General features: G+C 71.9%; 12 protein-coding genes. All 12 read left to right on the forward strand.

Features of this window, described 5'->3' with window-relative positions:
• Positions 1-231 precede the first annotated feature (231 nt).
• The 12 genes from Q5425_RS31215 (at position 232) to Q5425_RS31270 (ending at position 12,894) form a co-directional block, all read left to right on the forward strand.
• Positions 232-1,320 (forward strand): hypothetical protein, encoded by a 1,089-nt coding sequence (locus Q5425_RS31215; protein WP_308675912.1) that lies wholly within the window; start codon positions 232-234, stop codon positions 1,318-1,320.
• Positions 1,321-1,962: a class F sortase gene (locus tag Q5425_RS31220; RefSeq protein ID WP_308675913.1), complete on the forward strand. Its 642-nt coding sequence runs from the start codon at positions 1,321-1,323 to the stop codon at positions 1,960-1,962. It abuts the gene before it with no gap.
• 80 nt (positions 1,963-2,042) lie between these two features.
• Positions 2,043-2,696: a class F sortase gene (locus tag Q5425_RS31225; RefSeq protein ID WP_308675962.1), complete on the forward strand. Its 654-nt coding sequence runs from the start codon at positions 2,043-2,045 to the stop codon at positions 2,694-2,696.
• An 89-nt stretch (positions 2,697-2,785) separates the two neighbouring features.
• On the forward strand, positions 2,786-4,174 hold the full coding sequence (locus Q5425_RS31230; protein ID WP_308675914.1) for a glycine--tRNA ligase: 1,389 nt from the start codon (positions 2,786-2,788) through the stop codon (positions 4,172-4,174).
• A 94-nt stretch (positions 4,175-4,268) separates the two neighbouring features.
• Positions 4,269-5,201 carry an ABC transporter ATP-binding protein gene (locus Q5425_RS31235; RefSeq protein WP_308675915.1) on the forward strand — a complete coding sequence of 311 codons (933 nt, stop codon included), beginning with the start codon at positions 4,269-4,271 and terminating at the stop codon, positions 5,199-5,201.
• Entirely contained in the window at positions 5,198-5,938 is a 741-nt protein-coding gene (locus Q5425_RS31240) for an ABC transporter permease (protein ID WP_308675916.1), read from the forward strand. Before Q5425_RS31235 ends, Q5425_RS31240 begins: the two co-directional genes overlap by 4 nt.
• A gap of 19 nt (positions 5,939-5,957) precedes the next feature.
• Positions 5,958-7,160 carry a sensor histidine kinase gene (locus tag Q5425_RS31245; protein WP_308675917.1) on the forward strand — a complete coding sequence of 401 codons (1,203 nt, stop codon included), beginning with the start codon at positions 5,958-5,960 and terminating at the stop codon, positions 7,158-7,160.
• Complete coding sequence (locus tag Q5425_RS31250) at positions 7,157-7,762, forward strand: response regulator transcription factor (RefSeq protein ID WP_308675918.1); 606 nt, start codon at positions 7,157-7,159, stop codon at positions 7,760-7,762. Before Q5425_RS31245 ends, Q5425_RS31250 begins: the two co-directional genes overlap by 4 nt.
• A 32-nt stretch (positions 7,763-7,794) precedes the next feature.
• Positions 7,795-8,448 (forward strand): YdcF family protein, encoded by a 654-nt coding sequence (locus tag Q5425_RS31255; protein WP_308675919.1) that lies wholly within the window; start codon positions 7,795-7,797, stop codon positions 8,446-8,448.
• A gap of 33 nt (positions 8,449-8,481) precedes the next feature.
• Positions 8,482-9,762: a deoxyguanosinetriphosphate triphosphohydrolase gene (locus Q5425_RS31260; RefSeq protein ID WP_308675920.1), complete on the forward strand. Its 1,281-nt coding sequence runs from the start codon at positions 8,482-8,484 to the stop codon at positions 9,760-9,762.
• A 229-nt stretch (positions 9,763-9,991) separates the two neighbouring features.
• Entirely contained in the window at positions 9,992-11,086 is a 1,095-nt protein-coding gene (locus tag Q5425_RS31265; RefSeq protein ID WP_308675921.1) for a serpin family protein, read from the forward strand.
• Positions 11,083-12,894, forward strand: coding sequence for a glycosyl transferase (locus Q5425_RS31270; RefSeq protein ID WP_396135273.1), 1,812 nt, complete (start codon positions 11,083-11,085; stop codon positions 12,892-12,894). The genes Q5425_RS31265 and Q5425_RS31270 overlap by 4 nt, the downstream gene beginning before the upstream one ends.
• Positions 12,895-12,897: the final 3 nt, after the last annotated feature.

The following is a 12,897-nucleotide window of genomic DNA, read 5'->3' on the forward strand; positions in this document are numbered from 1 at the left end:
CCCGTAGTCATTGCCGATAACGGCTCCGCCCATCCTAGTGTTCCCCCGTCCGGGACCCCGGCTCGGCGCCGAGCTGCGGGGTACGGCCGGTCGTATTACCCCGTTCGGGTGAGTTCGTGGGATATTGGCTCTGCGGCTTCGCATGGCGTGGCCGACGGTGCAAGGTTGTCGCGGAGCGTTTCGCCGCTTTCCGTGCGCCGGCGAGCCGCCCGAGCAGAGCAGTGGGGAGACATGAGGCGTTTCGTGACGACAGCGGCCGCGCTGACGGTCGTGGTGTTCCCGCTGGTCGGAGCCGGTGTCGCGGGAGCGCAGACGCAGGCGGTCGACGAGAAGACGGGCCCGGTTTCGTTCGCGAACATCGCGTCGGTGCGGATCGGCGACGAGGGCCAGCGTGGCGGGGCCTTGATCACCGAAACGCAACGATCGCCGCTGCTGCCCGGCCAGTCGAAGCTGGGCGCGGACCGCGTCTCGGTCCCCAAGGACGACGGTGAACGCGCCACCTTCGGCGGGCACTACCAGATCGACCTGGGCCGCTACAGCGCGTCACAGAACCCGTACCCGCCGGGCATCGCGAGCCGGGACCACAACGTCTTCGCCGCCTTGCAGGCCACCACCGTGCCCACCGCCGTCGCGGAGACGAACTACGCGCTGCGGGACAACTGGCAGGGCGGCGCCAAGCCGTCCGACAACACCGTGCTCGTGCTGGAAGGCGCCAGGACGTCGGTGGACTGCACCGGCCCCTCGAAGCTCTCCGCCACCTCGTCGATGGCCCGGCTGTGGGTGCGCCAGGCCGGTGGCGCGCTCGCGATCGTCCCGGTGCCCGGTGGCAACGCCGGCCTCCAGCTGCAGAACCTGCGGCTCGGCCCGCCCGGGGACATCACGAACGCCGACCGGGCGACCACGGTCTCCGACCTCAAGCTGACCCGCGTGGCCGCCTTCGACCAGCTGATCCGCCAGGACGGCTGGCGAGGAGGCGACTACACCGCCGTCGCCGGCTGGCGGGCCGAGATCACCACCCACGTCAAGGACGCGCAAGGTGCCGCGCTGCAGGACGTGCGGACGACCATCGTCCTCGGCGGGGTCAGCTGCTCGGTGCCGAAGGGGTTCGTCGCGAAGGCCGGCGCTCCCGCCGGCGGCACGACCGCCACGCAGGCCGCCGTGCCGACGCAGGTCCCAGCCGGCTACCTGGGCGCGGCCGCGCCCGCCACGGGCCGTGACGGCTCACGCGTCCCGCTCGGCATCGGCCTGCTCTTCGGCGGGGTCTTCTTCGCCGCGGTCGCCCTGCTGCTGGGCAGGCGGCGCAAGACCGGGACGGACTAGGTGCTGCGCACCGCGCTGGCCGCCGTCTCGGCGGCGCTGGCCGTGGCCGCCTTCGCGGCCGGGATCGTCCTGCTGACGTGGCTCCCGCCGGCCGCCACGCCGGTCGCGGCGGCACCCCCGCCCGGCGCGCTGCCGGGGGAGGACGCGGCCCCGGCGGTGCTCCCCGCGGACAGCGAATCCGCCGCGCAGCAGCGGCCCGGCACGGTCCGGCTGCCCGGCGGCGCCACCGTCCGCCTGGTCCGCACGGAACTCACCGGCACCGGCGTGCTGCCGATCCCGCGTGGCCTCGGCGACGCCGCCTGGTGGGGCGCCAAGCTGGGCGCGGCCCAGGGCGCGGCGCTGCTGTCCGGGCACGTGAACTGGGAGGGGCGGCGCGGGCCGTTCGACGAACTGTGGCGCATGCGCGACGGCGACGAGGTCAGCGTCGTCGACGCGCGCGGCGGGCGGTGGGTCTACCGCGTCGACGACGTCGTCACGCTGCCGAAGGAGACGTTGCCGTCCCAGGCCGCCCGGTGGTTCGGGCAGGACGGGCCGCACCGGCTGGTGCTGGTCACCTGCGGGGGCGACTACGTCGGCGGCACCGAGGGCTACGACGAGAACCGCCTGGTCACGGCCCGGCTGGTGACGCGCCCAACCGGCTGATCGAGTTCGCTGCAACCTTCCGCGCCCTTCGCGGCATGCCTGTCCGTGCACTGGTCACGGCAGCGAAGGAGCACAAGCACATGCAGGAGCGGAACCCGGCGGAGCCGAAAAAGGGCTCCGGCCGCTGGTGGATCGTCGGCGTCGCCGGGGCGTTCGTGGTCGCGGCACTGGTCGCGACCCTGCTCGTCTTCACCGCAAAGGATGAAACCGCGGTCGCGAACAGCGCCGGCACGCCCGTCGCGGCCGCGAACCAGCCGGCGCCGCAGGGCGCCCCGCAGGACACCGGCCGGGACCCGGCGCAGCTGTCCCTGCCCGGGGGCGGCACCGCGAAGCTGATCCAGGAGGACCTGGACGCCGCGGGCGCGCTGAAGATCCCGGAGGGGCTCGACGAGGCCGCCTGGTGGGGCTCGAAGCTGGGCGCGGCCCAGGGCGTCGCCCTGCTGTCCGGGCACGTGAACTGGAAGGGCAAGAAGGGCCCGTTCACCGAGCTTTGGCAGGTCAAGCCGGGGCAGGAGGTCAAGCTGACCGACACCGCGGGCGGCGCGTGGGTCTACCGGATCGACGTCACGGAGACGATCCACAAGACGGAGCTCGCCGGCCGGTCCGAGCAGCTGTTCAACCCCGACGGCCCGCACCAGCTGCTGCTGATCACCTGCGGCGGTGAGTACGTCGGCGGCAGCGAGGGGTATGAGGACAACCGCGTCGTGACGGCTTCGCTGGTGTCGCGGCCGTAGGCTCACCTGCGCGAAAAGCGGTGGGCCCCGGCGGATACCCTGGACGTTCCAGTCCGATGACCGTCCCCGCAAGCTTTCCGGAGCGTGGAGTGCCCACGAACACCATTGAAACCGTAGTCAGCCTGTGCAAACGCCGTGGTTTTGTCTTCGCCAGCGGAGAAATCTACGGCGGTACCCGCTCGGCGTGGGATTACGGACCGCTCGGGGTCGAGCTCAAGGACAACATCAAGCGCCAGTGGTGGAAGACCGTCGTGCAGGGCCGCGACGACGTCGTCGGCCTCGACTCTTCGGTGATCCTGCCCCGTGAAGTCTGGGTCGCGTCCGGGCACGTCAACGTGTTCACCGACCCGCTGGTCGAGTGCCTGTCGTGCCACAAGCGGTTCCGCGCCGACCAGCTCGCCGAGGAATTCGCGGCGCGCACCGGCAAGGAGACCGGCGAGGACGACCTGTCCGAGGTGCCGTGCCCGAACTGCGGCACGCGCGGCAAGTACACCGCGCCGCGGGACTTCAACATGATGCTGAAGACCTACCTCGGCCCGGTGGAGTCCGAAGAGGGCCTGCACTACCTCCGTCCGGAGACCGCGCAGGGCATCTTCGTGAACTTCTCCAACGTCCAGACGACGTCGCGGAAGAAGCCGCCGTTCGGCATCGGCCAGATCGGCAAGTCCTTCCGCAACGAGATCACGCCGGGCAACTTCATCTTCCGGACGCGCGAGTTCGAGCAGATGGAGATGGAGTTCTTCGTCGAGCCGGGCGAGGACGAGACCTGGCACCAGTACTGGATCGACGAGCGCACGAAGTGGTACACCGACCTCGGCATCAAGGCCGACAACCTGCGCCACTACGAGCACCCGAAGGAAAAGCTCTCGCACTACGCGAAGCGGACCGTCGACATCGAGTACCGGTTCGCGTTCAACGCGGGCCAGGAGTGGGGTGAGCTCGAGGGCATCGCCAACCGCACCGACTTCGACCTGACCACGCACTCGAACCACTCGGGTCAGGACCTGTCGTTCTTCGACCAGGCGTCGGGCCAGCGGTACCGGCCGTTCGTCATCGAGCCGGCCGCCGGTGTCGGCCGGTCGATGATGGCGTTCATGGTCGACGCCTACCACGAGGAACAGGTGCCCAACGCCAAGGGCGGCACCGACACCCGCGTGGTGCTCAAGCTCGACCCGCGGCTGTCGCCGTTCAAGGTCGCGGTGCTGCCGCTGTCGCGCAACGCCGACCTGACCCCGAAGGCGAAGGACGTCGCCGCGACGCTCCGCAAGCACTGGAACGTCGACTTCGACGACGCCCAGGCGATCGGCCGCCGCTACCGCCGCCAGGACGAGATCGGCACGCCGTACTGCGTCACGGTCGACTTCGACTCGCTCGAGGACCAGGCGGTGACGGTCCGCGAGCGCGACACGATGTCGCAGGAGCGCATCGCGATCGACCAGCTCGAGTCCTACCTGGCGGCCCGCCTCATCGGCTGCTGACCCACCCGGGGCCCGGGTACCCCTGACACCTGTCACGGTCAGGTCGTGACGCTCGATCTGGGGTCCCGGGCCTTCCGGGCGGCAGCCTGGGGGCATGCGAGAAACAGACAGCCAGGCGGTGGCGGCGGGGGCCGCGATCCACCTCACCGGCCTGCGGAAGCACTACGGCGACGTCCACGCGGTCGACGGCGTCGACCTGACCATCGCGCCGGGCGAGGTCGTCGCCCTGCTCGGCCCCAACGGCGCCGGCAAGTCCACGACCGTCGACATGATCCTCGGGCTGACCAGCCCCGGCGACGGCGACGTGCGCGTGTTCGGGCGCACGCCGATCGACGCCGTCCGCGCCGGCCTGATCGGCGCGATGCTGCAGGGCGGCGCCCTGATGGACGACCTGACCGTCGGCGAGACCGTCGGCATGGTCGCAGGCCTGCACCGCCGGCCGATGCCGGTGGCCGACGCCTTGCGCGCCGCCGGGGTCGAGGAGCTGGCCGGCCGGCGCGCCAACAAGCTCTCCGGTGGGCAGAAGCAGCGCGTGCGCTTCGCCGTCGCGCTGGTCAGCGATCCCGATCTGCTCGTCCTCGACGAGCCGACCGCGGCGATGGACGTCGGGACCCGGCGCGAGTTCTGGCAGTCGATGTACTCCTTCACCGAGTCCGGCCGCACCGTCCTGTTCGCCACGCACTACCTCGAAGAGGCCGAGGAGTTCGCCGACCGGGTGGTGCTGATGCGCCGCGGCCGGGTCGTCGCCGACGGGAGCGTCGCCGAGGTCCGCGCTCTCGCCGGCGGACGCACCCTGCGCGCCGCCGTCCCGGGGGTCACTGAGGCGGTCATCGCCGCGCTGCCCGGCGTCAAGGAGTTCGAACTGCGCGGCGACCGCGTCGCGATCTCCAGCGCCGACTCCGACGCCACGCTCTGGGCGCTCAAAGCCGCGGTGCCGGCCGTGCACGACGTCGAAATCAGCGCCGTCGGCCTTGAAGGCGCCTTCCTGTCCCTGACTGCCGACGAAACCGCGGAGCCCGTGCGATGAACCCGGCCTACCTGCTCACCGAGATCCGCCGGAACTTCCGGGCGCCGCGGTTCCTGATCTTCGTCGTCGCCTTCCCGGTGCTGATGTTCCTGTTGCAGGCCAACGTCTTCACGAAGACGAGCGATCCGGACCACGCGCAGATCGCGGCCGTGATCATGATCAACATGATGACGTTCGGCGTTTTCGCCGCGGCGACCAACAGCGGGGCCCGGCTCGCTCTCGAACGCGCCGTCGGCTGGCAGCGGCAGCTGCGCCTGACCCCGCTGACCGGCCCCGGTTACCTGGCGGGCAAGGGGATCTCCGGGATGCTCGTGGGGCTGCCCGCGCTGCTCCTGGTGCCACTGCTCGGCGTGCTGGCCGAAGGGGTGCACGTCGACGCGAGCGGCTGGGTGCGCATCTTCGCCGGCATCTGGCTCGGCACGATCCCGCTGGTGCTGCTGGGCCTGCTGCTCGGCCAGTTCGGCACGCCGGACTCGATGCAGCCGATCAACATGCTCGTCACGCTCGGCATGGGGTTCCTGGGCGGGCTGTGGATCCCGATCGAGTCGATGCCGGGCTGGATGCACGACGTCGCCCAGCTCATGCCGACGTACTGGGTGCTGCAGGTGGCGCGGCCCGCGGTGACCAGCGACCTGGTGGTCTCGCTGCCGCAGGCCGCGGGGGTCCTCGGGGCCTGGACGGTCGTGCTCGGGGCGCTGGTGATCAGGCGTTACCGTAAAGACAGCGCCCGCGTCTGAGGGCCGGAGGGGAACGGCGATGGCGGAGTCCGGGAAACGCAGCTTCGGGCTGGACAGCAAGGAATCGTGGTGGGTGGACCCGCTGCCCGACGCCCGCAAGCACGGGCCGGGCGGCCGGCGCTGGCCGGTCATGGCGGTGGTCTTCCTGCTGCCGTTCCTCGTCCCGGTCACGCGCTCGCTGCTGGCCGAGGCCGCGGTCACCCCCGGGCTCGTGTTCACCGCCGTTGTCGTCTACGCCTACTCCGCGTGCTACGCGGTGTTCCCGTACTTCTTCCACCGGGAACGCCGCGTGAAGCTGGCCTTCTGCATCGTGATGAACGTCCTGGGGTCGGCCTCGCTGGCGGTGGCCGCCGGCAGCGGGTTCGTCCTGCTCTACGGCACGGCGGTGGTCGTGTTCCTGGTGCCCGCCGCCTGGTCGGTGATCATCGACCTGTCCACGCTGACCGTCGGCGTGGTGAGCCTGCTGGCGCGAGGCCGGTTCCTGGCCGACTACGGCGACCTGATCACCGTCGCCTCGATCACGCTGGCGATGTTCTTCATGGCCAACCTCGTCCGCGCGGTCCGGCGGCTGGAACACGCCAACGAGGAGATCGCCACGCTGGCCGTGGCGAACGAACGGGAGCGCCTGGCCCGCGACCTGCACGACCTGCTCGGCCACAGCCTCACGACGATCACCGTCAAGGCGGGGCTGGCCCGGCGGGTGCTGGAGAGCGCCGGCGACATCCCGCGCGCGGTCGAGGAGATCCGTGAGGTCGAAAGCCTCACCCGCAGTGCCCTGTCCGACGTCCGCGCGACCGTGTCGGCGAACCGCGAGGTGTCGCTGTCGGCCGAGCTCGTCGGCGCTCGCGCCGCGCTGCGGGCCGCGGAGATCGACGCCGACCTGCCGCACGCCGTCGACAACGTCCGCCCGGAGTTCCAGACCACCTTCGGTTACGTGCTGCGCGAAGCCGTGACGAACGTGCTGCGGCACTCCGGGGCCGGCCGGGTCGAGGTGAAGCTCGGAGCCACCTGGCTGGAGATCGAGGACGACGGCCGCGCCACCGACGTCGTCGCGGGCAACGGCCTGCGCGGGCTCTCCGAGCGGCTGGCCGCGGTCGGGGGCACGCTGCGGACGTCGGCCCGGCCCGGGGGAGGATTGCTCGTGCGGGCGGAGATCCCGCTGCGCGAACCGAGCCCGGCCACCCCGGCCGTGCGCGCCGAACCCGCGGGAGGACTCGCTTGATCCGGGTGCTGCTGGCCGACGACCAGGCCATGGTCCGCGGGGCACTGGCCACCGTGCTGGGCCTCGAGAACGACATCGAAGTGGTCGGGCAGGTCGGCTCCGGCGACGAGGTGGTGGCCGCCGCGCGCGCGGCCAAGCCGGACGTCGCCCTGCTCGACGTCCAGATGCCGGGCAAGGACGGCCTGGCGGCCGCGGCGGACCTGCGGGCCGCACTGCCGTCGTGCCGGGTGATCATCTGCACGACGTTCGGCCGCCCCGGTTACCTCGCCCGCGCGATGGCGGCGGGCGCGGCCGGGTTCGTCGTGAAGGACGCTCCGCCCGAGCAGCTCGTCGAGGCCGTCCGGCGGGTCCACAATGGACTCCGCGTGGTCGACCCGGCGCTGGCCGCGGAGTCGCTCGCCACCGGCGCCAGCCCGCTCACCGGGCGGGAGCGCGACGTGCTGCGGGCGGCCAGCGACGGCAGCACGGTGGCCGACGTGGCGCGCGCGTTGCACCTTTCGGAAGGCACCGTCCGCAACCACCTGTCGGCCGCGATCGGCAAGACCGGCGCCCGGACGCGGGCCGAAGCGGTGCGCGTCGCCGAGGAGCGCGGCTGGCTCTGAGCGGCCCGCGGCCCTCTGACAAGATGGGGCGGGTGGGTACCGCTGAACGCACCAAACCGTCGCGCGCGAGCTGGGTGCGCCGGATCGTCTTCGGCACGGTCCTCATGCTGCTGGCCCTCGTCGGCGGCACGGCGTTCCGGGTGTGGCAGGTCGCCCGCCAGAACGACCGGACGCCCGCCGACGTCATCGTGGTGCTGGGCGCGGCCCAGTACAACGGGAAGCCGTCGGACATCTACGCCGCCCGGCTGGAGAAGGCCAAGCAGCTGTACGAGGCCGGGGTCGCGAAGATGATCGTCACCGCGGGCGGGAAGAAGGCCGAGGACAACTTCACCGAGGCCCGGGCCGGCCAGCTGTGGCTGACCCGGCGCGGCGTGCCGGCGTCGGCGACGCTCGCCGTCGGCGAAGGCAGCGACACGCTGCGGAGCCTGCGCGCGGTCGCCCAGCAGGTCGAGGCCCGCGGCTGGCGCACGGCGGTGCTCGTCAGCGACCCGTGGCACTCCTTCCGCGCCCGGACGATGGCCGCCGACCTCGGGCTGGACGCCTGGACCGCGCCGACGCACAGCGGGCCGATCGTCCAGGAACGCGTCACCCAGGTGCGGTACATCGTCCGCGAGACCGGCGCGCTGCTGTACTACCGGCTGACCAAGACCCCGGCCGACGACCTGTTCGCCACTTTCCTGGGTTGAGAACTTGTCGGTGCACCCGCTTAAGCTGGCCGGGTGAACGACGGTTACACCGAGCACGACACCGCCCGCCTGCTGCCGGAGCCGGCGAAGGGGGCGGCGCTGCCCGGCGCGCGGGCGGACGGGCGCAGCGCGTTCTCCCGCGACCGCGCCCGGGTGCTGCACTCCGCCGCGCTGCGGCGGCTGGCCGGCAAGACCCAGGTGGTCGGGCCGGGTGAGGGCGCCGAGGTCACCGGCGTCCCGCGCACCCGGCTGACGCACTCGCTGGAGGTCGCCCAGATCGGCCGGGGCATCGCCGACGAGCTGGGCGCGGACCCGGACCTGGTGGACACCGCGGGGCTGGCGCACGACATCGGGCACCCGCCGTTCGGGCACAACGGCGAGCGCGCGCTCGACGAGGTGGCCGCCGCGTGCGGCGGTTTCGAGGGCAACGCGCAGACGCTGCGCATCCTCACCCGGCTGGAACCCAAGTTGCTCTCCGCCGAGGGTGACCCGGTGGGGCTCAACCTGACCCGCGCCTGCCTGGACGCGACCACGAAGTACCCGTGGCCGCGCAAGCCGGGCCAGGTGAAGTACGGCGTGTACGGCGACGACGTCCCGGTGTTCGAGTGGTTCCGTGCGGGGGCGCCGGCGGAGCAGCGGTGCCTGGAAGCGCAGATCATGGACTGGGCCGACGACGTCGCGTACTCGGTGCACGACGTCGAGGACGGCGTGCTGGCCGGCCGGATCAAGCTGCGCGTGCTCGCCCACCCGGACGAGCGCGCGGCCGTCGCCGAGGCCGCCGCCAAGCACTTCTCCGGCCAGTCGGTGTCCACTTTGGAGGATGCGGCGGCGGAACTGCTGGCGCTGCCGGTGGTGGCGGCGCTGGCGTCGGCCGAGCCGGACGGTTCGCCGGGCGCCCAGGTCGCGCTCAAACGGCTGACGAGCGAGCTGGTCGGCCGCTTCACGACCGCGGCGGTCACCGGCACGCGCGAGAAGTCCGGCGAAGGACCGCTGAACCGCTACCGGGCGCGCCTGTGCGTCCCGGAGCAGGTGGCGGCCGAGGTGGCGCTGCTGAAGGCGCTGGCCCTGCGGTACGTGATGAGCGACCGCCGGCGGCTGGCGATGCAGGAGGGTCAGCGCGAGCTGCTGGCCGAGCTGGTCCACGCGCTCGCGCGGCGAGCCCCGGAATCGCTCGACCCGCTCTTCGTCCCGGCCTGGAACGCGGCCGCCGACGACGCGGGCCTGCTCCGCGTGGTCGTCGACCAGGTCGCCTCCCTCACCGACGCCCAGGCCCACGCCTGGTACTCCTGGCACGTCACCCGCCACCACCGCTGACGGGCATCACGCGTGATCAGAGCGGCTTTTCGCGTGACTGGAGGGGCATCACGCGTGATTGGAGGGGCATCACGGCTGATGCCCCTCCAATCACGGGTGATGCCCGCCTGATCACGGGTGATGCCTCTTTGCGCACGGGCTGCGGGGCGGGTCCGGGGGATTTGTCACCCGTGGATGGAGTTGCGCGTGGCCCCCCGAAGGGGGTTGCCGGTCCGGTAGTCTCGCCCGCATGGCCACGGACAGCCACCTCCGGTTCGCTCTCGCCGTCCACTCGGCCCTCGGTGCCGGGGGCGGGAACACCTGCTTTTCGCCGTATTCGGTGGCCAGTGCGCTGACCCTGGCCGCCCGCGCCGCCCGGGGGACGACCCGGGACGAGCTGGTCGCCCTGCTCGGTGACCCCGGTGAGCAGACCACGCTGCTGCGGGACGCCGCCCAGCTCGTCGACGAGGGCCAGGGCAAGGAACAGCCCGAACTGGCCGTCGCCAACACGCTGTGGGCGGACGACCGGCTCCCGCTCGAGGACTCCTTCAAGGCCGAACTCGCCGGGTGGCCGGGGGCCGCCGTCGCGAGCGCGCCGTTCGAGCACGAACCCGAAGCCGCTCGCGCGCTGATCAACGACGACGTCGGGCGCACCACCCGCGGGCTCATCCCGCAGCTGCTGCCGCCCGGCTCGATCGACTCCGACGTCGCGGCCGTGCTGGTCAACGCCCTCTACCTGAAGGCCGCCTGGAGACTGCCCTTCCGCGAGGCCAACACCTCCGACGCGCCGTTCCACGCGCCGTCCGGCACCCGGGACGTGCCGACCATGTGGCTCAGCGAGAACGTCGGTTACGCGCACGCCGGCGGCTGGCAGGCCGTGCAGCTGGCCGCGGCCGGTGGCCTGCAGGCCGTCGTGCTGCTGCCCGACGGCGAGCTCGCCGAAGCGGAAGCCCGGCTCGACGCGGCAACGCTGACGGGCCTGCTCGGCGAAATCCGCTTCAAGCCGGTGGAACTCGCGCTCCCCAAGGTTTCGCTCGACGTCTCCAGCAAGCTGGCCGGAGTGCTGCGCGGCCTCGGCGTGCGCACGATGTTCACCGACGACGCCGATCTGAGCGGGCTCACGCCGGATCCGCGGCTGACCGTGTCCGAGGTGCTGCACCAGGCCGTGCTGCGCGTCGACGAACAAGGCTTCGAGGGGGCCGCGGCCACGGCGCTGATCATGCGCCTGACCTCGATGATGATCGACGACCCGGTCGCCGTCACGGTGGACCGGCCGTTCCTGCTGCTGGTCCGGCACGCCGGGACCGGGGCGCTCTACTTCGTCGCCAGGGTGGTCGAACCGTGAGCTTGAAGTCCGAAGCCGTTCCCGAGCTGGTGCCGCCCGCTCCCGAACCGCCCGAAGGGCCGAAGCGCTGGGCGTGGCAGGACTCCGCGATCGCCGGTGGGTTCCTGCTGTTCACGATCCTGCTCTACAACGGCCTGTGGTTCGACCTCAAGCGCGGCTACCTCTGGAACGGCGGGGCCGACCAGAGCCAGTGGGAGTGGTACTCGACGGTCGTCGCGAAGGCCGTCCTGCACTTCCAGAACCCGTTCACCACGGACCTGCAGAACTACCCGCACGGCGTCAACATGGCGGCGAACGCGGCGATGTTCGGCCTCAACATCCCGCTCGCGCCCCTCACGCTGACCTTCGGTGCGACGCTGACCTGGGCCATCGTGCTCACCGCGGGCCTCGCCGGCACCGCGATCGGCTGGTACTGGGTCTTCTCCCGTCACCTGGTGCCGAACCGGACCGCGGCCGCGATCGGCGGTGCGTTCTGCGGCTTCGCGCCGCCGATGATCTCGCACGGCAACGCGCACCCGAACTTCGTCGTGCTGTTCGTGCTGCCGTTCATCGCGCTCAAGACCATCCAGATCGCGCACGGCGAACGCCCGGTGCGCAACGGCATCGTGCTCGGGCTGCTCGTTGCGTGGCAGATCCTGCTGGGCGAAGAACCGCTGGCCATCTTCGCGCTCGCCTTCATCGTGTTCGCGGTCGCGTACCTCATCCCGCACCGCGCGGAGATCCGCGGCATGCTGGCGCCGCTGGGCAAGGGCATCGGGATCGGGGCGGTCGTCGCCCTCCTGATCGCCGGATTCCCGTTGTACTGGCAGTTCTTCGGCCCGCAAAGCTTCCATTCGCTGCTGCACGGCTCGGCGGGCAACGACACGGCGGCCTTCACGCGCTTCGCGACGCAGTCGATCGCCGGTGCGCCCGAGGCCGCCGCGGACGTGTCGATGAACCGCACCGAGGAGAACGCGTTCTTCGGCTGGCCGCTGATCGTGCTCATGGTGGTGCTGACGATCTGGCTGTGGCGCGACGTCGTTTCGCGGGCGCTCGCGATCACGATGTACGTGATGGCCCTGCTCTCGCTGGGCATCGAGATCACGGTGGCGCACGAGGACACCGGTGTCGCCGGCCCGTGGAAGTGGCTGGGCCAGCTGCCGCTGCTCGACTCGCTGCTCGAATCCCGGCTCGCGATGGGCTGCATCCCGGTGGCGGGCGCGTTACTGGCGATCGCGACGCACCGCGTCTGGACGGCGGCGGCCCGGCAGCCGGCCCCGCCCGACGGCACGCCCGCGTTCCCGCTGAGGATGATCTGGATCGGCGCGGTCGTGGCCGTGCTGCTGCCGATCGCGCCGACGGAGCTGGTGACCCACCAGCGTCCCCTTTCGCCGCCGTTCTTCGCCGACGGGATCTGGCGCCAGTACATCGCTCCCGGCGGCTCGCTGGTGCCGGTGCCGCTGCCGAGCACCGGGGAAGCCGAGCCGCTGCACTGGCAGGTCGACGCGGGTCTCGGCTACCCGATGCCCGAGGGCTACTTCGTCGGCCCCACGTCCCCGGACGACCGCCGCGGCCGGTACGGCGCCGTCCCGCGGCCGACGTCGGACCTGTTCGCGCAGGTGGAACGCACCGGCCAGGCGGCGGAGGTCACCGAGGGGGACCGCACCCAAGCGCTCGCGGACCTGCGGTACTGGAACGCCGACGTGCTCGTGGTCGGGCCGCGCCAGAACCAGGAAGCGCTGAAGTCCACTGTGGAACTGCTGCTGCGGAAGCCGGCGGAGTTCGTCGGCGGGGTGTGGATCTGGGACGTCCGCCCGCTCACGGCGTGAGTA

It is taken from the genome of Amycolatopsis sp. A133, from assembly GCF_031082405.1.
Classification (GTDB): Bacteria; Actinomycetota; Actinomycetes; order Mycobacteriales; family Pseudonocardiaceae; genus Amycolatopsis.

Excerpts from the sequence above, each read along its gene's own strand:
- Q5425_RS31235 (WP_308675915.1), top strand. The coding sequence starts at position 4,269 with ATGCGAGAAACAGACAGCCAGGCGGTGGCGGCGGGGGCCGCGATCCAC.
- Q5425_RS31240 (WP_308675916.1), top strand. The coding sequence starts at position 5,198 with ATGAACCCGGCCTACCTGCTCACCGAGATCCGCCGGAACTTCCGGGCG.
- Q5425_RS31225 (WP_308675962.1), top strand. The coding sequence starts at position 2,043 with ATGCAGGAGCGGAACCCGGCGGAGCCGAAAAAGGGCTCCGGCCGCTGG.
- Q5425_RS31245 (WP_308675917.1), top strand. The coding sequence starts at position 5,958 with ATGGCGGAGTCCGGGAAACGCAGCTTCGGGCTGGACAGCAAGGAATCG.
- Q5425_RS31215 (WP_308675912.1), top strand. The coding sequence starts at position 232 with ATGAGGCGTTTCGTGACGACAGCGGCCGCGCTGACGGTCGTGGTGTTC.
- Q5425_RS31265 (WP_308675921.1), top strand. The coding sequence starts at position 9,992 with ATGGCCACGGACAGCCACCTCCGGTTCGCTCTCGCCGTCCACTCGGCC.